The following is a 21,665-nucleotide window of genomic DNA, read 5'->3' as shown; positions in this document are numbered from 1 at the left end:
CGGATCACGCCCCGCGCCGTCAAGCGATGGACTCAGCGTCCCCGTTCATCACGCTTCTCGACGGCGCCGACGTGTGACCAGCAGCGACAGTCCACCTGCCAGGAGGCCGAGGGCGAGAAGCAGACCCGTCAATCCAAGGGCGTCCACGCCGGTCGCCGCCAGTGACTGCACCGGTGTCATGTACCTGTAGCCGTTCGCGAGCGTCGAGGTGCCGCAGTCGCCGGCGCCGACCACCGTGACGTCGACCGCTCCGGCGCCTGCCGGCACGACCGCCTTGATCGTGGTGTCATCGACCACCGTGAAGGTCGTCGCCTTCGCCGAGCCGAACAGCACCTGCGTCGCACCGGTGAAGCACTTGCCAGAGATGGTCACGGTGTTGCCGCCTCCGGCCGGCCCGGATCCCGGATCCACGCCGTCCACATCACTGACGGCGTAGTACGTGAACGCTCCCGCGTTCGACTGGGCCGAGGGCGCCGCCAGAAGGAGCATCACCGGATGGATCGGTCCGCTCGGGCCGGTGGGGCCTGTCGAGCTCACCGGCGCAGCCGCGCCGTCGACGATCACATCGACCGTCGAAGGCTTGTGCGCGGGCGACGTCACCGTGATCTGCGTGTCGCTGTCCACCGTGAACGACGTACCGGGGATGCCGTCGAACGTGGCCCCCGTCGCGCCGGTGAAGTTCGTTCCGGTGATCGTCACCACGGTGCCGCCCGTCTCCGGGCCGCGTACCGGAGTGAGCCCGGTGATGACCGGGTTCGTGTTCGGCAGATACGTGAAGCCACCGGGATCGGTCGCCGTGCCACAGGTACCCGCACCGATCACCGTCACGTCGACCGTCCCCACGCCGGCGGGCGAGACCGCGGTGATCTCGGTGTCGCTGACGACGGTGAAGCTCGTCGCCGGCGTCGCGCCGAAGAACACCTGCGTCGCAGCCGCGAAGCAATGGCCGGTGATGGTCACCGAAGTGCCACCGTCTTCCGGGCCCTCGCCTGGCTGGGTTCCGGTGATCGTGGTCACCGGCGTGTAGGTGAACGTGCCGGCCGCGCCGTTGCCGTAGGGGCTGTCCACGACCACGTCCACGTCACCGACCGCATGCGGCGGCGTCAACACCGTGATCTGCGTATCGCTGACCACGACGAAGCTGCCACCGTCGACGCCGTCGAATGTGACCGCCGTCGCGTTCGTGAAACCGCTACCCGTCACCGTCACCGGCGTGCCACCCGTCTCCGGGCCCGTGACCGGGTCGAGGGATGTGACCGCCGCCGGCGGAACGAACGTGAAGGCACCCGCTTGCGAGGTCCCGCCCACGGTGTTCACCGTCACATCCACGTGCCCCGCGTCGTGCGCCGGAGTCGTCGCCGTGATCTGCGTGTCACTGTCCACGGTGTAGGCCGCCGCTGCGGCTCCGCCGAACTGCACCGCGCCGGCTCCGGCGAAACCGGTGCCCGTGATCGTCACCGTCGTGCCACCGGCGGTCGGTCCCTGCTCGGGCGACACCGAGGCGATCGTCGGAGCCGCCACGTAGGTGAAGGCATCCGCTGACGTGCCGTTCCCGTAGGGACTCAGCACGGCTACATCCACCGCACCGGCAACGTGCGCCGGCGTCGTCACCGTGATGTGGCTGTCATCGACCACGGTGAAGGCGGTGCCAGCATCGCCGTCGAAGGTCACGCCGGTGGCGGCAGTGAACTCCGAGCCCGTGATCGTCACCGTCGTGCCGCCTGAGGTCGGCCCTTCAGCCGGAGTGAGGGACTGGATGGACGCGGCCGGCTTGTACGTGTATGCGCCGTCGTCCGTCGCCGTGCCGCACCCGGCCGCACCGACCACCGTCACATCGACTGTGCCGGTGCCCGCGGGGGCGATCGCGGTGATCTGCGTGTCACCGTCCACCGTGAAGTGGGCCGACGTACCGCCGAACTGCACCTCCGTGGCGCCGGTGAAGCACTGACCTGTGATCGTCACCGCGTTGCCGCCCGCCTCGGGCCCGGTCGCCGGCTGCACACCCGTGATCTGCGTCACCGGAGTGTACGTGAACGTGGCCGGATCGGAGTTGCCGTTCGGGCTGTCCACGACCACGGCGGCGTCGCCCGGGTCGTGCTCCGGTGTCGTCACCGTGATGCGGGTGTCGTTGACCACTGTGAAGTCAGTGCCGGCCGTACCGTCGAACGTGACCCCGCTCGCTCCGGTGAACCCGGAGCCCGTGATCGTGACCGCCGTTCCACCGGTCTGCGGACCCGATGTCGGAGCCAGCGACGAGATCGACGGTGGTGCGATGTACTCGTAACCACCCGGCGCCGTACCTGTGCCGCAGCTGCCGCCCCCTGCCACCGAGACGTCGACCGTTCCCACACCCGCGGGCACCACTGCGGTGATCTCGGTGTCGCTGACGACGGTGAAGCTCGTCGCCGGCGTCGCGCCGAAGAACACCTGCGTCGCAGCCGCGAAGCAGTGGCCCGTGATGGTCACCGTGTTGCCACCGGCCTCGGGGCCGCTGCCGGGGTCGACTGCCGTGATCGTGGTCACCGGCGTGTAAGTGAACGTGCCGGCCGGGCTGTTGCCGTACGGGCTGTCCACCACGACATCCACGTCGCCCACCGCGTGCGGCGGCGTCGTCACCGTGATCTGCGTATCGCTGACCACAGTGAAGCTGCCGCCGTCGGTGCCGTCGAACGTGACCGCCGTCGCGTTCGTGAAACCACTGCCCGTGAGAGTCACCGTCGTCCCACCCGTCTCCGGGCCCGTGGCCGGGTCGAGCGACGTGATCGCCGCCGGCGGAACGAACGTGAACGGACCGAGGTGAGAAACACCGCCCGGCGTCGTCACTGTCACGTCTACCTGACCCGCGTCATGCGCCGGGGTCACCGCCGTGATCTCGTTATCGTTCTCCACGCTGAAGGAGGCCGCGGCCGACCCGCCGAATGCGACCGCGGTCGTCCCGGTGAGGTTGTCACCGGAGATCGTCACCGTGGTGCCGCCCGCGGTGGGGCCCTGCACGGGAGAGAAGGTCCCGACTGTCGGGGCGGCGATGTACGTGTAGGCCTGTGGGGCGGTGGCGTCACCGTACGGGCTCAGCACGATCACGTCCACCGTGCCCGCGTCGTGCGCGGGGGTGACCACCGTGATCTGCGTCGGCGAGTCCACTGAGAAGCCGGTAGCGGTTTCACCGCCGAACGTGACCGCCGTCGCTCCGGTGAAGCCGGTGCCGGTGATCGTCACCGTCGTGCCGCCGGCGACCGGACCCTCGGACGGCGTCAGGCTCTGGATGGTCGGGGCCGCCTCATATGTGTACGCGTCGGCGTCCGTGCCCGTGCCGCAGTCGGATGACCCGATCACTGTCACGTCGACCGTGCCGGTCCCGGCCGGAGCGGTCGCGGTGATCTGCGTGTCGCCGTCCACCGTGAAGGCGGCGGCGGAGACGCCGCCGAAGAGCACGTCGTCGGCGCCCGTGAAGCACTGGCCCGTGATCGTGACCACGGTGCCACCCGCCTCAGGACCAGTCGCCGGGTCGACGCCGGTGACCGCGGTGCCGGGAGTGTAGGTGAAGGTCACGGGCGCGCTGTCGCCGTCGGGGCTGTCCACCACGACATCGACGGCGCCCGGGTCGTGCGCCGGCGTCGCCACCGTGATGTGGCTGTCATCGACCACGGTGAAGGCGGTGCCGTCGGTGCCGTCGAACGTGGCCGCGGTCGCCTTCGTGAAGCCGGAGCCGGTGATCGTGACGTTCGTTCCACCGTCCTGCGGGCCGTGATCCGGTGAGATGCCCGTTACCGATGCCGCAGGATCGAACGTGAAAGTGCCCGGGCCGGAGGAGCCGCCGGGTCCCTGCACGACGACGTCCACGGCGCCCGGGTCGTGCGCCGGCGAGGTCACCGTGATGTGACTGTCGTCGACGACGGTGTAGGCAGCGCTCGTGCCGCCGAAGGTCACGCCGGTCGCGCCGGTGAAACCCGTGCCGGTGATCGTGACCGACGTTCCGCCGGCCTGCGGCCCGTGCGTCGGATCCAGCGACGTGATCGACGGTGTGGCGACCGCGTTCGGACCGACTTCGGCACGGCCGAGGTCGACGGTGGCGGCGCTGCTGCCGAGAACGGACACCCGTACCGCGACCTCGCGGAACGAGCCGGCGGTCGAACCCGCCTCCTGAACGTTCAGGTTCGCACCGACGACAGTGCCGATCGCGCTCAGGACAGGGTCGAGGTTCTTGTTGAGCGAGGTGACCTGGGTGCTCACGGTCGACGCGACACCGCTGATCGCATTGCTCAGAACGGGGCTGGCGGCGTCGCCGAGAACGGTTGCGAGCGTCGTGCTGAGCGGGGTGACGAGAAGCTGGAGCAAGCCCGGAACGAGTCCGGTTCCCGTCACCGAGATGGCAGCCGTTTTCGAGGCGAGGTCTTGAAGGGTTCCGTTGTACCCGATGGTCAGCTGGCCGCTCGTCACGCCGGGGTCGCACCCGCCGATGCCGCAGAACGTCGCGTTGATGCCGACGGTGGCACCATTGAGCGCTGTCGACACCGTCGAGTTGACGTTCGTCTGCAGCTGGGTCAGAATCCCGCCGAGGTCGGAGACGATCGAGTTCATCACCGTGACGCTCAGCAGCGGAGTGTCGGGCGCCTGGCCGTTGAGGCCGCCGATGACCGTGGCGAGATCGACGGTGATGGCCCCGTTCGACAGGTCGAGCGTCACGCCCCCTTGCGACAGCGTTCCGGAGAGCACTGTGGACAGCGCCGATCGCAGGTCCACATTGAGGGTCACAGCCACGTTCGATGGACCGGTCAGCGTGGACAGGAGATTGCTCACCTGAGTGATGATCGAGTTCTGCAGCGTGGCAGCGAGATCGTTGACGGTGCTGCTCGTCGAATCGAGCGTCGAGTTGATCTCACCCACGGCATTGCCCACGAGCGGCGACGACAGGTTGAGACCGGCGCTTGCGACGTTGTAGTCGCGGCAGCCGGCCGGGCTGCTCAGATCTGCACACGCCGTCGCCGGCGTCGCGGTCGGCGCGTTCAGCGCCGCCACGCCCGTCACCGCGCCGATGTTGAGCTTGCCGGTATCCAAGACCCCGTTCGCAGTCGACCCGAGCAGATCAACGAGGTCGATCGAGGCATTCGCGGGGAAGCCGGCGCTCCCGCTGAGCGACACGGCACCGTCGTCGCTCACCGCTCCGGATGCCGCGCGCGAGACGCCGAGGTTGGAGGCCTGCGCGTACTGGTTCACGGCGCCGAGCTGGAGGAATTCGCCGAGCGGCACATCGACGCCGCTCGGCAGGGAGACGTTCAGCGAGTTGAGAACGCTGAGGTCGAGCGAGCCCGTCTCGGTGTCCGGCGTGGTGCTTCCGCTGTTCGAAGCGGAGACCCCCTGCAGCGTGGCCACATCATCCAGCAGTCCGCCGCTGGTCAGCAGGGAGCCGGAGAGGAAGCGCGCCGACGACGCGGATTCAGTCATCGGCGCGGCCTGCGCAGCCGCCAGTGAACCGCCAGTGATCAGGGCAGAAGTGCCGATGATCGCGGTCCATCTCAGAAGGCGTCGTCGCCATTGTGGCCGGCGGTGCCGCGGTGCATCCCCCCGCTGCCTGCGAACAGGCCCGCGGCCCGCCGAATTGCCATCAGTACCGAATGTCAGCCACGACGCCACAGCGCGCAGTTCCCCCCTCCAGACAGCACCGACTTCGCCCGAATCGAAGTCAATCTGCTGTGCGCTGCCTGGACGCCGTCAGGCTATCGGGCGCCACGCGAGGGGGCGAAGCATTCCGGGCAGAATCACCCCTCTACTGGGGAGTATGTATTAATGAGCAATCATCATATTATTTTGTCTTCACTCGGCTCGGGGTTGTCATCCCGGCGGGGCCCTGCTCGGAGCCGGCTGCCGTCCCCTGTAGCGGCTCCCCCTGGCGACGTTCTCAGCGCCGCACTCCCCGGCCTTCTCGCACCTCACGGCGTCGCGCACCTGGCGTCACCATGTCCTCGGAACGATCACTCGGCCACGCGCAGCGTCTGCCGGGCGATCTCGAGTTCCTCGTTCGTGGGCACGACGAGAACGGTCACCACGGAGGCATCCGTCGAGATGATCCGCGGACCGTCGTTCGGCATCGCGTTGCGGTTCGAGTCGATCTCGATGCCAAGGCTCTGCATGCCCGCCAACGACCGCTCGCGAACGACGGAGGAGTTCTCCCCGATCCCGGCGGTGAACACGATGAGGTCGGCCCCGCCGAGTTCGGCGAGGTAGGCACCGACGTACCGCTTGACCCGCCGCACGTACACGCCGAGCGCCAGGCGCGAGGTCTCGTCCCCGCTCGCCGCCGCGCGCGTCAGGTCGCGCATGTCCCGATGTCCGGAGAGGCCGAGGATGCCCGACTTCTTGTTCAGCAGATCGTCCAAGTCGTCGACGCCGATGCGGGTCTTGCGCTGCAGGTAGAGCAGCACCGCGGGGTCGATGTCACCGGTGCGGGTGCCCATCACGAGTCCCTCCAACGGCGTGAACCCCATGCTGGTGTCCACGGACCGGCCGCCGTCGACGGCGCACACCGATGCTCCATTGCCCAGGTGCAGCACGATCTGCTTCAGCTCCGCGAGAGGCCGTCCGACGAAATCGGCGGCGGCGCGTGAGACGAACTCGTGGCTGGTGCCGTGGAACCCGTAGCGGCGAATGCGGAGACGCTCTGCGAGGGATGCCTCGAGGCCGTAGGTGTAGGCATCCGCCGGCATCGTCTGATGGAACGCGGTGTCGAACACGGCCACGTGCGGCAGATCGGGGAACGCCGCCTGCGCGGCCCGGATGCCCTCCACGTTCGCGGGGTTGTGCAGCGGTGCCAGTTCGGAGAGGTCCTCGATGTTGATGAGGACGAGCGGTGTGATCAGGGTCGGCTCGAAGAAGCGTGCGCCACCGTGCACGACGCGGTGGCCGACCGCGACAGGCGGATGCTCCTCGAGGCTCGGGCCGTGCTCGGCGAACGCATCGATCATCACGCCGAAGCCGGCGGTGTGGTCGGGAATGCCGAGCGATCGCTCCCAGTGCCCGTCGGAGGTGTCGTGGGTGGCGTGGCCGGTCGTCTCGCCGATGCGCTCGACGAGACCCGACGCGAGCCGCTGCTCCGAGTCGGCGTCGATCAGCTGGTACTTGAACGACGACGAGCCGCTGTTGATGACCAATACCGATGCCATGCTGTGCTCCTCGCCGTCAGCTCGCCTGCGCCTGGATCGCCGTGATGGCGATCGTGTTCACGATGTCCTCCACGAGCGCGCCGCGCGAGAGGTCGTTGATCGGCTTGTTGAGGCCCTGCAGCACGGGTCCGATGGCGACGGCGCCCGCCGATCGCTGCACCGCCTTGTACGTGTTGTTGCCGGTGTTGAGGTCGGGAAAGATGAACACCGTCGCGCGACCGGCCACGCTGGAACCGGGCATCTTCGCCGCAGCAACCGCGGAATCCGCGGCCGCGTCGTACTGGATCGGACCCTCGACGAGCAGCTGCGGCGCCCGCGAGCGCACGAGGGATGTCGCCTCCCGCACCTTCTCCACGTCGGCCCCGCTTCCCGACTCCCCCGTCGAGTACGACAGCATCGCCACGCGGGGCTCGATGCCGAACTGCTGCGCGGTCGCCGAGGACGAGATGGCGATGTCGGCCAGCTGGTCCGCGGTCGGATCGGGGATCACCGCGCAGTCGCCGTAGACGAGCACACGATCGGCGAGCGCCATCAGGAACACGCTGGAGACGACGGAGACTCCCTCTCTCGTCTTGATGATCTCGAACGCCGGACGGATGGTGTGCGCCGTGGTGTGGGCGGCGCCGGAGACCATGCCGTCGGCCAGTCCCGAGTGCACCATGAGCGTGCCGAAGTACGACGGATCGGTCACGGTATCGCCCGCTTGGTCGAGCGTGATGCCCTTGTGAGCGCGCAGCCTCGCGTACTCGGCGGCGAACCTGCGTCGAAGCACGTCGTCGAAGGGACTCAGCACATCGGCCTCGCGGATGTCGACACCGAGCTCGATCGCTCGCGAGCGCACCTCGAACGGCTCTCCCAGGATCGTGAGGTCGGCGATCCCGCGCGTCAGAACGATACCGGCCGCCCGCAGGATGCGGTCGTCCCCGCCCTCGGGTAGCACGATGCGTTTTCGCGCCGATCGTGCCCGCTCGATGAGCTCGTAGCCGAACGCCAGTGGCGTGATCACGGGCGCGCGAGGCACATCGAGGAGCCGCAGCAGCACATCCCCGTCGACGTTCTGCTCGAACAGGGCGAGCGCGCGCTCGCGCTTGCGCTCCGAGTCGGCCGCCAGCCGGCCATGCGTGTGCGTGATGCGCACGGTCGTCTCGTAGCTGCCGTAGGCGGTACCGATGATCGGAAGGTTGGTGCGGATGCCCTTGAGCAGCCGTTCGATCGGCTCGCTGAGCTCGAACCCTCCGTTCAAGACGATCCCCGCGATGGACGGGAAGGTGCCCGACGCGTTGGCCATCAGAACGGCGAGCAGCACCTCGGTACGGTCGCCGGGCACGACGACGACCGAGCCCTCGATCAGCCGGGTGAGCACGTTCTCCATGCCCATGGCGGCGACCACGACGCCGAGCGCTTCGCGGTCGAGCAACTCGGGGTCGCCGGAGACGAGCGCACCGTCGACGGAGGCCATGATCGAGGCGACCGAGGGCGCGACGAGCATGGGGTCCTCGGGCAGCACCCAGACCCCGGGCTCGTCGTCTCGTCGCGGCAGGTTCTCGGGCGCGACGACGTCGCCGACCGCGATCGCGATGCCGTCGAGCCTCTCGGTGTCGGCGCGATTGACCACGACGGCGATGAGGTCGGCGTGCTCCGCGCGGAGCGACGACACGGCCACCTCGGTGAGCTGGCGGACTTCTGACGCGCTGCGGGCATCCGCCTGCCCCAAGCGCTCGTCGGCCCCCTGTGCGACGCGGCCGCCCAGCACGAGCAGCACGGGCGCGCCGAGGTTGGCGGCGATGCGCGCGTTGTATCCCAGTTCGGTGGGCGACCCGACGTCGGTGTAGTCGCTGCCGACGATGACGACGACATCACTGGTCGCCTCGACCACCTTGTACCTGTCGATGATGCGGGACAGTGCGGCGTCCGGGTCCGCGTGCACGTCGTCGTAGGTGACGCCGATGGCCTGGTCGTATCCCGTCTGCACGCCGTCGAAGCCCAGCAGCAGGTCGAGCACGTAATCGCGCTCGGTCGTCGATCGCGCGATCGGACGGAACACGCCGACCGTGCGCCCCTGCCGCAGCAGCAGGTCGACGACGCCGAGCGCGACCGTCGACTTGCCGCTGCGCCCTTCGGCCGAGGTGACGTAGATCGACTTCATGCATTGTCTCCGCCCGTATCGGTGGACTCGTTCACGGTCTCCTCTGCGCTGTCCTGGGAGAGTCCGGTGGAGTCGTGGTCCCACGCCCAGTTCGCGACCTCCGGAATGTCCTCCCCGTGTTCGCGTGTGTACACGCGTGCGGCGAGGCGGGCATCCTGCATGCGCTGCCGCAGTTCGGCGTAGCGCTCACGGAGCTCGGGCACCCGGTCGATCACGTCGATGACGAGGTGGTACCGGTCGAGGTCGTTCAGCATCACCATGTCGAACGGCGTCGTCGTCGTGCCGTTCTCCTTGTACCCACGAGCGTGGATGTTGTCGTGCCCGTGCCGACGGTAGGTGAGCCGATGGATGAGCCATGGATACCCGTGGTACGCGAACACGATCGGCTTGTCGGTCGTGAAGATGGCGTCGAACTCCCGATCGGAGAGCCCGTGGGGATGCTCCGACTCGGACTGCAGCCGCATGAGATCGACCACGTTGACGACGCGCACCTTGAGCTCGGGGATCTCCTCGCGCAGCAGGCGCGCCGCCGCGAGCACCTCGAGGGTAGGGATGTCTCCTGCGGCCGCCAGCACGACATCCGGCGACTGCCCCTCCACCTCCGCGCCCGCCCACTCGAAGATGCCGAGACCGCGCGTGCAGTGCGCGATCGCCTGGTCCATGGTGAGCCAGTTCGCTGTCGGTTGTTTGCCGGCGACCACGACGTTGACGTAGTCGACGGTGCGCAGACAGTGGTCGTAGGTGGAGAGCAGCGTGTTGGCGTCGAACGGCAGGTAGACGCGCACCACGTCGGCGCTCTTGTTGACGACGTGGTCGATGAAGCCGGGATCCTGATGGCTGAACCCGTTGTGATCCTGCCGCCAGACGTGAGAGGAGAGCAGATAGTTCAAGCTCGAGATCGGTCGCCGCCACGGTATCTCGCGCGTCACCTTCAGCCACTTGGCGTGCTGATTGAACATCGAGTCGATGATGTGGATGAACGCCTCGTAGCAGTTGAAGAGCCCGTGTCGCCCGGTGAGCAGATAGCCCTCGAGCCACCCCTCGCACTGGTGCTCGCTGAGCATCTCCATCACGCGGCCGGCACGCTCCAGATGGTCGTCGGTCGACCACACCTCCGCGTTCCACTGCTTCTCGGTGTGTTCGTAGACGGCGGGTGCCAGCCGATTGGATGCCGTCTCATCCGGCCCGAAGAGACGGAACGTGTGCGAGTTGTCCTCGATCACCGTCGCCAGCCAGCGCCCGAGTACCTTCGTGGCCTCGGCCGTCGTCGCGCCCGGTGACGGCACGTCGACCGCGAAGTCGCGGAAGTCGCGCAGCGACAGCTCCTTGCGCAGGAGGCCGCCGTTGGTGACGGGGTTGGCGCTCATGCGCCGATCACCCTTCGGCGCTAGGGCGATCGAAAGCGGCACGGGTGCACCGCTCTCATCGAACAGTTCCTCGGGCCGGTACGACTTCAGCCAGCCTTCGAGAATGCGAGTGTGCTCCTCGGTGTCGCGCGCGTTGGCGAGCGGCACCTGATGAGCGCGGTACGTCCCCTCGATCTGCACGCCGTCGATCTCGTGGGGACACGTCCAGCCCTTGGGCGTGCGCAGAACGATCATCGGCCACGCGGGCGTGAAGCCGCCCTCCTCGTCACCGGGAGAGGCGTCGTAGAGGCCGGCACGGGCATCCGCCTTGATGGTCGCGATGTCGTTGAGCACCGTGTCGAGCGTGGCGGCCAAACGCTTGTGCACCTCTCGTGGATCCTCGCCGTCGAAACCGCCGCTGACCAGATAGGGCTTGTGGCCGTAGCCGCGGAGCAACTCCATCAGTTCGTCTTCGGGGATGCGCGCGAGCACACTCGGGTTGGCGATCTTGTACCCGTTGAGGTGCAGGATCGGCAGTACGACGCCGTCCTGCTTCGGATCGATGAACTTGTTCGAGTGCCAGCTGGTGGCCAAGGGACCGGTCTCGGCCTCGCCGTCACCGACCACGCAGGCCACCAGCAGGTCCGGGTTGTCGAACGCGGCACCGTACGCGTGGCTCAGCGAGTAGCCGAGTTCGCCCCCTTCATGGATCGACCCGGGCGTCTCCGGTGCGACGTGACTGGGAATGCCGCCGGGGAACGAGAACTGCCGGAACAGCTTGCGCATGCCCTCTTCGTCGCGCGTGATGTGCGAGTAGATCTCGGAGTACGTGCCGTCGAGATAGCCGTTGGCCACCATTCCGGGGCCGCCGTGGCCGGGTCCGGTGATGTAGATCGCGTTCAGGTCGCGCTCGCGGATGACCCGATTCAGGTGGGCGTACAGAAAGTTGAGTCCCGGCGTGGTTCCCCAGTGACCGAGAAGCCGCGGCTTGATGTCGTCCTTGGTCAGAGGACGCCGCAGGAGCGGATTGTCGAGCAGATAGATCTGCCCGACGCTGAGGTAGTTGGCGGCGCGCCACCAGGCATCCAGCGCGTCGAGCGTCTCGGGTTCGAGGTCGCGTGTCGGCCGGTGCGGGAACGACGGGTCATCATCGCTGCGTCCCTCGTCGTGCACGAGCCGTTTCGCCGTTTCGGATGCCACGACCTGCGGTCCCTGCGCGTCCTCGCCCGCGTCGCGGCCCCCTCGCCTTCGTGCGTGCGCCCTTCCCTTTCGGGTCCGTTCTTCCTGCGCCCGCTCCTTCTGGGGTTGCCCCGTGACGCGCTGTCTCTTCGCGGCGACGGTCTCGCTCGTCATACTGCGCTGCTCGTCGCGAGCGGTTTCGTCCTCGGATGTTGTTGGAGCCGACGTGGATCGCACGGCAATCCCCTCCCGTCCGGTCGCAGAGGCGACCGTCGGTTCCATCCTTGTCGAGCGGCCGCCGGACGCGCCACCCCACCCCTCGACATCGAGACAACCGCGCGGCGCCACGCCTGGGGACGGAAAGACGGATGCCAGGAGTGCGACGGTGGACGCAGAGTCGGGTGCCCGGAATGGACGAGCCCGGCGTTCTGCTGCCGTGGCGGATGCCCGGCGCTAACTGCCTGCGACTCTGCAGCGGGTGAGGACGCGCGTGCGGCTCAGGACGATCACGATGCCCGCACCGGCGAGCGGAATTCCGATGAGCGGCAGCAGCGAACCTGCCATGAACGCGAGAGCGATCACAAGGCCGAGCACGAATGCGAGGCCGGCCAACAGGCCGACGGCCAGGGAACGAGTCATGATGTACGCCTCCTCGCGAACCACGATAGTCATCGGCTACGGCACGACGCCATCCGCCACGACCGCCGCGGCGCGACGGGTCATCGGCGCGCAGCCACCATGTCAAAGCACAACACGCTCTCCGAGGCGGCGGCAGGCGTGCCGGGCGGGGACCGGCACGCAACAAGCACGCCGTCGGCGCCCGACGGGACCACCTGTCACAGCCGACCACGGCGCGGCGGATTACCGACGCGCAAGGCAAAAGGGGACCCCCCGCGCACCCGCCAGAGCCCGGTTACCCTTGCTACGTTTCCGTCCTGGGGGAATTGGCCTGGATGGCGCCACGCGGGGAGCCTCACCCAGTGTACCGGCTCGCGGGGCTCCTTATTCGCCCCGCGCGTTCCGACCGCGCCGCGAGCCAGCTCTCCGTTGCCAAGCCAGGTTGTTCTGGTGTCGAGCCACCCGGTTGTTGCCGGGCCACCCCGCAATTCGCGCGAATCCGATGCGGGCTCGACGACAAAAGGGTGGCTCGACGGTGGGCACCGTGGTCGCCTCGACCGGGCTGCGGATGGTGAGCGGCGCGGATGGTGGGCGGCGCGGCGTACGCTCGTGGCGGCATCCATCGATGGGAAGGAAACGCATGGCCCTGTACCTGGACGACCTGCACGAGGGTCAGTCGTTCGTCTCTCCGGGACGCACGATCACCGAGGCGGACGTGGTGTCGTTCGCGGCGTGGACCGGCGACAACAACCAGGTGCACACCGACGCCGAGTTCGCGAAGAACACCCGGTACGGACAGCGGATCGTGCACGGGATGCTCGGCGCATCCCTCTGCCTCGGCCTCATCGCTCGCACCGGGGTGTTCGAGGGCAGCGCTGTCGCGCTGCTCGGTATCGACCAATGGAGGTTCAGCGCACCGGTCTTCATCGGCGACACGGTCACCTGCACCGTCGATATCCTGTCGACGCGTCGCACATCATCGGGCGAGTTCGGCATCGTGGAGCGTCAGGTCACGTTGCGCAATCAGCATGGCGAGGTCGTGCAGGGTGGCCGAATGGATGTCATGGTGGCGGTCGCGCCGATTGCGGCCGGCTGAGCGAGGCTCGCAGCGTCGAGTCAAACCGGCCGGAGCGCTGTCGCGGGAGGAGCCGGCCACGCGGTCGGAGGCACCCCGGGCGTCGGGTAGGATTCTCTGAGGCCGTTTCGCACGGCCGCCCGGAGGATTCGCCTAGTGGCCTATGGCGCACGCTTGGAAAGCGTGTTGGGTGAAAGCCCTCGGGGGTTCGAATCCCCCATCCTCCGCCAATACGCTTCTGACCAGGGATTTTCTTCGCGCGTTTAGCGGGTGGCACAGTTGCGTCATGTTCTTTGCCGCGCTTCCGCGCGATTGCGGGTCTTTGAGCGGCACAGTTGCGAGTCGTTCTGTGTCGGTTCGAGCCACGGCTCGCCACTAGCTGCCACGCTGGGCCCCGGAGGCTGGGCCTTCCGTGAGAATTGATGGAGCGGTCTACCGCCAGGGCCTGATGGAGCTGTGGCCACGAGCCGTCGTGCCAGCGAACCCTCGCTCAGGCACGCGGCAATTGCCGTACCCGCCCGGGCAATCTCCTGGCGCGGGTCATCCAGGGTCGACGAACACTTTGAACTCGTCAAGAGCGATCGAGTGCTAGGTCGTAATGGGCGTCATCCCTCTTTCGAGGGCAGTCGCCAGCGCGCGGAGTCTGTTTGCAGCCGACCGAACGTCGCCGATCTGATAGGTCTCGTGCTTCGGGTCCTGATTTGCGTCGATGATCCTGGCTATGTCCATGTCCAAGCTGATCAGCAGTCCGAACGTCGAGATCAACTCGTCAATGCTCGGTGCCAGTTCCGAGCGGCGTTCAATAAGAGAAATGTCTCGCGGGGAGACCGCTTCCTCGTTATCCCCTTCGTCCCTCAGCCGGGAGACGACCAGGGAGACCATGTCCATCTGTCTCTGACGAGAGTCGATCAGGTGAGCCACTCGTGATGGTCCGTCGGGAGTTTCGAAGAGCGCACCAACGTCGGCGGGGCGGAGCCCGAGAGACTCGGCCGCTCCGACGATCTCACCCAACTCTGATGCCGTCACAAGTGCCCAGTTCTTCTTGGCGGCCATCTCCTTGATGGTGTCGCCGGAAAACGATGGTGCGACGATGGCGACGAAGTCGGCAGCGTGCTTCTCCTTGTGGGCGCTGATCGCGACGTCGCTGACGTTGGTGTGCGCGATTTGTCCCGAGGATGTGGATTTCGCCTCCACGATCGCCGTTCGAAGCTGTTGATTGTGGTCGTACCACTGAATGAGGACATCGGTATCACCCGATCCGCTGATGCGTTGGGCTCTGAATCCCAGGAGTTTGAATGCGCTCTCGATGCTCATTTCGAAGGCAACCCCTGAGCCTCTTTCATCGGCACCCGGGTCGCTTGCCGTCCGCACAAGTTGCTCCGCGATCTGCGTTGACCTCGATTCACCTTCGCGAGACAGTGTCGATGACTCGGGCCGGTCGGGGGCTGAAGGTCGGTGGAGTCCTATCGCGCTGGTGTCGGAGACGTCCGCGAGCGGAAGCTGTTCGACTAATGATCGGCCGGCAGCTGTAGCTTGCACCGACGACCATGAGGTGTCGATGAGCAGCCCCGCATCGACCATGAACGCGATCAGCCATCGAATCTTCTCCTTGTTCAGGCCGTATCGCGAGCCTTCCCGATATACCTCGCTTCGAGCGACATTCTCATGCGCTGTCCGGATCAGTTCACCGACGTACCGCATATGGACGTGGAGAATGCGGATGAAGTCAACATCGACGCCGGACCGAAGCCACGCCTTCGCCGCCGGTGTTGCGACGAACACGCCGCGACGTACCTCCTGCAAGAAGCCTCCGGCCCGCATGAACGGCATCATCGATTCGACGCTGCTCCGTTTCAACCCGAATCTGTTGGCGATGAACGCCAGGAGTTCTTCTTTGTCAATCGGATCAACAGCGGCTGAGATCGATATCCGCATGTTCTCGATCTTGTTCGGATCGGAGGCTGGGCTCGGCACCCAGATGTTGTACGTATTTCTGGAGTCCTGGGCTGCGGTGCTTCCTCCCAGCTCCTCAAGCAGCATTGCGATCTCCGCGGGTGCGTTAGGCAGATTCACCTCTTCGGCTGCGTCTTGCAGCACGACGGCTGCCGGTGTTACCAATTCCCACGTCCGAAGGATCTCGTGTCCTGCCTGCGTCGCGGTGAGCTTCCGGTCTCCAAGCCACTCAACGAGACCAAGAACCTCGAGCCAGGTCAGCCGTTGCCGCGTGCTGCTCAAGGTCGCCCAGCCGAGGTTGTAATCACGAACGAGATCGGAGTTAATCTCCTCCACGGTGAGTGGTCGATCGGCTACCAGCGCCAACGCCTCAGCGAATAGTCGAACTCGAGCAGCCATAAGCGTCGCGAGGAGAGAGGGTGACTTGTCTGCAAGGAACTCCTCGCCGTGTGGTGTGAGCGCGAGGGTTCCGCGCCGACTTTCCACGACGCCCATCCCCCGCAACGCGTAGGAGTACTGCCGCCACGTCAGTGTCGACTCAGTTCCCTGAATTGTCGGCTGAGCGCTCAGGTCTACCGCGCCCGCAGAAAAAATCGCCTCAAGCAGCTCGACCGTGCGGGGAACCATCTCTTCTTTTCCACATTGCAGGTTTGGCGGCGTGGCCGCCTGCGCTAGCCATCGGGCTCGCTGCTGGATGACCGTGAATCCGTGAGCCGTCGCTCCAACGACTCCATCCTCCGGTGTCTCGCTCACGATTGGGCCTCCTCCATGCACGTCCTCCCTGAGAATACTGTTCGCCTTCGACCCGCTTGCGGGCGGTCCGGTTTGGAGCTTGGCGCTTCAAGAGGGACCGGACAATACGCGCTCAGGTTTGCCAGATGCGCCGTCCGTGGAGGCGACCTGGCCTGCCTGCGACTGGCTTCAGGGGCAGGGGTTCCTGCGTTACAGCGCAGCGTGGAGCGGCGACATCATCGTGATGGGCGTCGAGCCGCTCGGGTGCCGCCGCGCACGTCCGCAAGCTGCGAGCTGAGATCCGGCGCGGTTCGCCTGCGATTCAACAGCTGGACGCTACCGTCGCGACCGTGATCGAAGGCGAGTTGACTCAGAAGCAGGCGCTTGAGCTCATCTGGGAATGGACGAGCGCGCGCTACTTGCTGCGTGGATCGGTCAAGCTGATCAGAACGACGACGAACATTGACCTGAATGTGCATCCGATACTCACGATTTCATCGATCGGCGTCGAGAAGCTGCTGAAGCTGGCGCTCGGGCTGAGGGCGGTCAAGGACTCGGGTTCATTCCCGCGAAAGCGGACGATGCAGCGCGAGTTCGGCCATGGGTCGCGTGGCATGTTCGACAAGCTCCTGGAGACGCTCGGTCCCGATCTCGAACGCGATGCGCTTGACGGAACCCCCGTGAAAACAGCGCTCGACGAGCTTTCGGGCGATCCTCTCTTCGCGCCCCTTCTGGACCTACTCACCGACTACGGGATGAGCGCCCGGTTCTTCCACTTGGACGCCATCGCCGAGGAGCCGCAAGACGGCTATGCGCCAGAGAGGCGTGGCGGCTGGCGTCTACCGAGTGAGCGGCGGCGAGTCGATCTGGCATGCCCCAAAGACTTGCCTCGCGACATCGAACGCGGCCCCATGGCGCATGATTTCAATATGCGATTCGCCCTGAACTCAAACGACTGGCCGACTCACGATCGATCCTTTCGCGGTGATTGGCACCTTGGATCTGAGCCGGATGTGAAGCAACCAGGAATCCTCACGATTTCCCCATCGCGAGCTCCGGCGCTCACCCTCGGAGGCACCCTTCTCGGGGAAGTTCCGGACTACTCGCCTCGCTCAGTGATTGGCATAACTCATGATGCGGCAGATATCACCCTTATTCGAGGCATGTTTCGTTCGCAGAGCGCGCCGTGGCATCGTCGTATCGATTACGGCGGTCAACGACCGCCCGTAACCGAGGAGGTCTGGGACGGTTTCGCCGTTGCGCTCGGAGCCAGGCTGCCCTTGGGAGGAAACACCGCAGTGAAAGAGATGGTGTTCCGTTCACGGCGGCTGCGCGATTGGGCGCGTGGCCTCGCGCCGCGATTCGTGGAAGCTGATCGGGAACGTACGATCGGAGGGACAATCGAGCTTCCAGCCGACGTCGTGATTTCCACGGTGTGGGGCAAAGTCGCCCTTCGTTGGGAAGCTGTTGGGTCACTCTCCGGCAGCGGTGCCGATATGCGTTGCTTCCCGGAAATCCACATTGAGTTCGACGAGGCTCCGACAATCGATGAGACCTGGGCACTGGTCATCACGCCGCTTCTACAGTTCTTTAGCCTCGCGACGGGCGAAGGAGACTATCTTGAATGCGTCCGATACCGAACCGACTTCGACGACGAGGATGAGTTCGGATCGCCGGGCCAGGACAGTTGCGGACAGGGGTTTTGGGGAGGCTGGTTCGAGTGGGTCACGGCTTCGTGGTTCGCCCGACCCAACGACAAACCCGATGTTTGGGATTTCGGCCACGTATTGCCAGCTGCCGCGACTGCTCCGGAATTGGAGGGTGTCATGGGCCGATGGATTGACCTTCAGTCACGCGCATCGGAGCCGCTCGCGGACTACTTCGCGACTTTGATGTGGGCCTCAATGACGTTCGAAGAAAGCTTCGCGCACATAGTCCGCGCGCTCGAGGTTCTGCACTCCGTTCTGGAGCCGGGGACGCGTATCCCGAAGGGCGAATTCAGAGCAGTCCGAAAGAAGATCAAGCAAGCTTTGGAAGAGGATCCGCACCGCGACTTGGTATTGTCGCGCCTGAAGCACGCGGACGCGTACAGCTTATTTGACCGATTGAAGGCGTTGCTTTCGATGGTGGGACAGCAGCTCCAGTCTTACGCTGGTGACATTGATAGCTTCGCGCGGAACGTCCGGGATGCTCGGGACAGGTTCACTCACGCCTCGGATCTCGGGGCTATGGGAAACGAGGAACTACAAAACGCTCACACAATACTCGACCTTGTTATGCGCTCAGTTCTGCTACTTCAGCTTGGGTTGACTCGCGAGGAGACAGACGATCGCGTAATGAAAACCGAAACTGCCCGGAGTCTTCTATATCCGGCCCACAGCTGAGAACCTGTCGGCCCGAAGATAATCGCTGCACGGAAGCAAAGGCGACCACCGCGGGGTCGAAGGAGTCGGGGACTTCGACGCCTGTCCTGGATCGTGTCACTTTGTGGGCTCATCGCAATGCAGGGTGTAAGTGGGGTCTGAATCCTCTGGCTTCGAGCAGTGATCTGGCGACATAGTGCGTCAGGTTGCGGAAGCCGCGGGCGGTGCCGCGGAGGTGTTCGAGGCGGCCGTTGATGGCCTCTGTCGGCCCGTTGGATGTGCCGGGCCGGTCGAAGAACGCGAGGATGTCGACGACGCGTTGCTTCATGGTGCGTCCGAGCCTGCGGATCTCGGTCAGCGCGGCTGGGACGCTGGCGCTGATGTCGGTGATCAGCTGCTACATCAGCTTTGTCGGTGCTCAACCGATGTGCCCGTCCGACGCTGCGTGTACTGCGTGAAGACCTTGGCCTCGATCTCAGCGGTGCTGACTCACTTGATGCCCATTCACCGCTGAGCGGTATCGATCTTCCGATCGTGCGCAAGGCGGCCGAGAGTTTCGGAATCGACCCGGCATCCGACCATCACGAAGGCTTTATCAGAAGCAGCGGCCGACACCGGCTCTTGGAGATCAAGTCTGCACAATGGCGGTGGCGTCTGGATCGACGATGACGATGTTCCGTGGCTGATCGTCGCTGGCCTTGCCAAAGGCGGTCACCTGGACCACGACGACTTCTACGTAGCCCTTGACCGTGCAACTAACTCCGGCACCATCGGCCAATGGCTCCCAGCTGAGGCCGACTACAGGCATCTCAAGCGCGAACAAGCCTCCCGCCGGTACGCGGACTGGCAGCTAGGGATCCAGCGCACCGTACTCAAGGCCCTCACATCGGTCGCCCGCGGCGGAACAACGCGGTTCTGCCTGGCACACCCAGGCGATCCGGACACGGCGATGGGGACTGCGGAGCTCACGGTCGAGCGCTTCGATGAGCCCGACTACATGCACGAAGAACTCGTTGTCGAGATCGCTCTGGACGATCAGTTCAAATCATCCGAGCTCGGCTGGGCAGCCACGACCCGAGTCCTGATCGCAATCAACCCTCCCGAGACCGGATGGGATGCCGCCGGCGACATCTACTCCACCCTCAGCGAGATCGGTGACACCGAAGCGCGAGTATTCCAACTCCAAGCCAGCTGCGATCTCGGCGAACTCGCGCAGTCCCGCACGAACGAAATCGCGCACTATTGCCACCGCGGCAACCTCTCCGACGCGACCATCAACGGCAAAGGCGTCCGCTCACTCTGCGGCGTCTACTTCGTACCTACCCGAGACCACCAGGCCCTCCCGGTCTGCGAAACGTGCGAGCAGCTCTACAACCAACTGCCGTGACATCCGACAAACCCCCGAGCGCCGGATCGGTGAGCCGCACCATCGACCGACTGCGGTGAGCAAGAATCGGAACCCCGAACTGGAGCGACAATCCAACACGAATCTCGCACCGAATCGGCCTGAAACGGCACCGAGCGGCTCGCACATACATGGCCTGCCGGTGGCACAGTAGGTGGCACAAATCCCGATGTTTCTACATGTCAGCGCATGCGTTCTTGCGTCAGCGACCTTAGGCAGCGCTGCCCGAAAACGCCGGAATCAAGCGGAACGGGTGCGTCTCGTAGCGTGGTGTCACTTCCCGCGGGGTTCTCGTCGTCGTTGACGTAGGAGGGCCATCGTGGGATGACCAGTTGTTTCCGGCAAGAAGCAAAGCGAGATCCCACGATGACCGATAACCAGTCTGCCTTGACGACCCTGATCGGCGAAGTCCTCGCCGATCCCGACCTGGCCCACTCGGACGTGTTCCGGCGGATGCTGCAGGCCGGCCTGCAGGACCTGATCAACGCGGAAGCGACCGCACGGATCGGAGCCGCCCCGCACGAGCGCACCCCGGAGCGGACAACGCGCCGCAACGGCACCAGGCCGAAGACCCTCGCGACCCCGGCCGGCGAAGTCGACCTTCAGATCCCGAAGTTGCGGGAGGGGTCGTTCTTCCCGTCGCTGCTGTCGCCGCGCCGGCGGGTCGATAAGGCCCTCTACGCGGTGATCTGCCAAGCGTGGATCGACGGTGTCTCCACCCGCAAGGTCGAGCAGCTGGTCCGGGCTCTGGGCAACGACACCGGCATCAGCCGGTCCACGGTCTCGCGGATCTGCTCCGAGATCGACGAGGCGGTTCAGGAGTTCCTGCACCGCCGGATCGACCACACCTGGTTCCCGTATCTGTTCCTGGACGCCACCTACCTCGACGTGCGCCACCGCGGCCGCGTCGTCTCCCAGGCCCTCGTCGTGGCCACCGGCGTCTCCGGCGAAGGTCGGCGGGAGATCCTTGGCATGGCACTGGGCGACGCGGAGACCACCGACTTCTGGACCGAGTTCCTCCGCGGCCTGCGTGACCGGGGGTTGAAGGTTCCCACCAACGCCGACCCGCTCGGCGTCGCCCTGGTCACTTCCGACGCGCACGCCGGCCTCAAGGCCGCGGTCAAGGCGATCCTGCCCGGATCGAGCTGGCAGAGATGCCGGGTGCATTTCGCGCGGAACGTGACCCAGCGGCTCGGCTCGGCACGGTCAAAGCCCGTCAACGCGCTGATCTCGACGATCTTCGCGCAGACCACCCGCGAAGCGGTGACGGCCCAGTACCACCAAGTCGCCGACAGCCTCCGCGGCTCGTTCCCCGAGATCGCGGCCATGCTCGAGAACGCCGAGCCAGACCTGACCGCGTTCGCGACGTTGCCCCGTGAGCACTGGCAGAAGGTCTGGTCGAACAACCCGATCGAGCGCCTGAACAGGGAGATCAAACGTCGCGCCGACGTGGTCCAGATCTTCCCCGACCGCGACTCCGTCACCCGTCTTATCGGAGCCGTCCTCCAAGAGCAGCACGAGGAATGGCAATACGGGGAACGCCGCTACTTCTCCGAGACCTCAATGCGAGCACTGATCCACGTCCTCCACGAGACCACCGAGCCCGCCCACCCCGAACTGCTCCTCACCGCCTAACCATCACCCACCCACAGGAAACAACAGCAGTAACACCACATCACGGGACTTGACCA

Annotated in this window: 10 protein-coding genes, 1 tRNA gene, 1 other RNA gene and 1 pseudogene; 5 read left to right on the top strand and 8 right to left on the bottom strand. The window is 65.9% G+C overall.

What is annotated here, in order from left to right; translation table 11 throughout:
• Window positions 1–48: 48 nt before the first annotated feature.
• From H623_RS20805 to ffs, 6 genes are all read right to left on the bottom strand, one after another.
• Window positions 49–5,442: an IPT/TIG domain-containing protein gene (locus H623_RS20805; protein ID WP_022899088.1), complete on the bottom strand. Its 5,394-nt coding sequence runs from the start codon at window positions 5,440–5,442 to the stop codon at window positions 49–51.
• 527 nt (window positions 5,443–5,969) lie between these two features.
• Window positions 5,970–7,157: an acetate/propionate family kinase gene (locus H623_RS0101025; RefSeq protein ID WP_022899087.1), complete on the bottom strand. Its 1,188-nt coding sequence runs from the start codon at window positions 7,155–7,157 to the stop codon at window positions 5,970–5,972.
• A gap of 16 nt (window positions 7,158–7,173) precedes the next feature.
• Window positions 7,174–9,303 (bottom strand): phosphate acetyltransferase, encoded by a 2,130-nt coding sequence (gene pta, locus H623_RS0101020; protein ID WP_022899086.1) that lies wholly within the window; start codon window positions 9,301–9,303, stop codon window positions 7,174–7,176.
• Window positions 9,300–12,002, bottom strand: coding sequence for a phosphoketolase family protein (locus H623_RS17105; protein ID WP_022899085.1), 2,703 nt, complete (start codon window positions 12,000–12,002; stop codon window positions 9,300–9,302). The genes pta and H623_RS17105 overlap by 4 nt, the downstream gene beginning before the upstream one ends.
• Before the next feature lie 279 nt (window positions 12,003–12,281).
• Window positions 12,282–12,467 (bottom strand): hypothetical protein, encoded by a 186-nt coding sequence (locus H623_RS0101010; protein ID WP_157560852.1) that lies wholly within the window; start codon window positions 12,465–12,467, stop codon window positions 12,282–12,284.
• A gap of 240 nt (window positions 12,468–12,707) precedes the next feature.
• An RNA gene (gene ffs, locus H623_RS21325) (signal recognition particle sRNA small type) lies at window positions 12,708–12,804 on the bottom strand.
• Window positions 12,805–13,086: 282 nt separating this feature from the next.
• On the opposite strand from ffs, the gene H623_RS0101005 reads away from it, so the two are divergent.
• Together H623_RS0101005 and H623_RS0101000 are read left to right on the top strand one after the other, a co-directional pair.
• Complete coding sequence (locus H623_RS0101005) at window positions 13,087–13,542, top strand: MaoC/PaaZ C-terminal domain-containing protein (RefSeq protein WP_022899083.1); 456 nt, start codon at window positions 13,087–13,089, stop codon at window positions 13,540–13,542.
• Between the two features lie 121 nt (window positions 13,543–13,663).
• A tRNA-Ser gene (locus H623_RS0101000) sits at window positions 13,664–13,751 on the top strand.
• A 358-nt stretch (window positions 13,752–14,109) separates the two neighbouring features.
• On the opposite strand, the gene H623_RS0100995 is transcribed toward H623_RS0101000, so the two are convergent.
• Window positions 14,110–16,227, bottom strand: a complete 2,118-nt coding sequence (locus tag H623_RS0100995; protein ID WP_157560851.1) for a restriction endonuclease — start codon at window positions 16,225–16,227, stop codon at window positions 14,110–14,112.
• Window positions 16,228–16,556: 329 nt separating this feature from the next.
• On the opposite strand from H623_RS0100995, the gene H623_RS0100990 reads away from it, so the two are divergent.
• Window positions 16,557–18,590: a HEPN domain-containing protein gene (locus tag H623_RS0100990; protein ID WP_022899081.1), complete on the top strand. Its 2,034-nt coding sequence runs from the start codon at window positions 16,557–16,559 to the stop codon at window positions 18,588–18,590.
• A gap of 109 nt (window positions 18,591–18,699) precedes the next feature.
• Here the strand turns inward: H623_RS0100990 and H623_RS0100985 are convergent.
• Window positions 18,700–18,948 (bottom strand): annotated as a pseudogene (locus H623_RS0100985) (transposase); the annotation flags it as partial.
• 570 nt (window positions 18,949–19,518) lie between these two features.
• Between H623_RS0100985 and H623_RS17100 the strand changes: the two are divergent.
• Both H623_RS17100 and H623_RS0100965 read left to right on the top strand, forming a co-directional pair.
• Complete coding sequence (locus H623_RS17100; RefSeq protein WP_022899079.1) at window positions 19,519–19,956, top strand: DUF3039 domain-containing protein; 438 nt, start codon at window positions 19,519–19,521, stop codon at window positions 19,954–19,956.
• A gap of 384 nt (window positions 19,957–20,340) precedes the next feature.
• Entirely contained in the window at window positions 20,341–21,609 is a 1,269-nt protein-coding gene (locus H623_RS0100965; protein ID WP_022899078.1) for an IS256 family transposase, read from the top strand.
• Window positions 21,610–21,665 lie beyond the last annotated feature (56 nt).

This window comes from Humibacter albus DSM 18994 (assembly GCF_000421825.1).
GTDB classification, from domain to species: domain Bacteria; phylum Actinomycetota; class Actinomycetes; order Actinomycetales; family Microbacteriaceae; genus Humibacter; species Humibacter albus.
The sequence above is the reverse complement of the archived record's forward strand: the minus strand, read 5'-3'. Positions and strand labels throughout refer to the sequence as shown.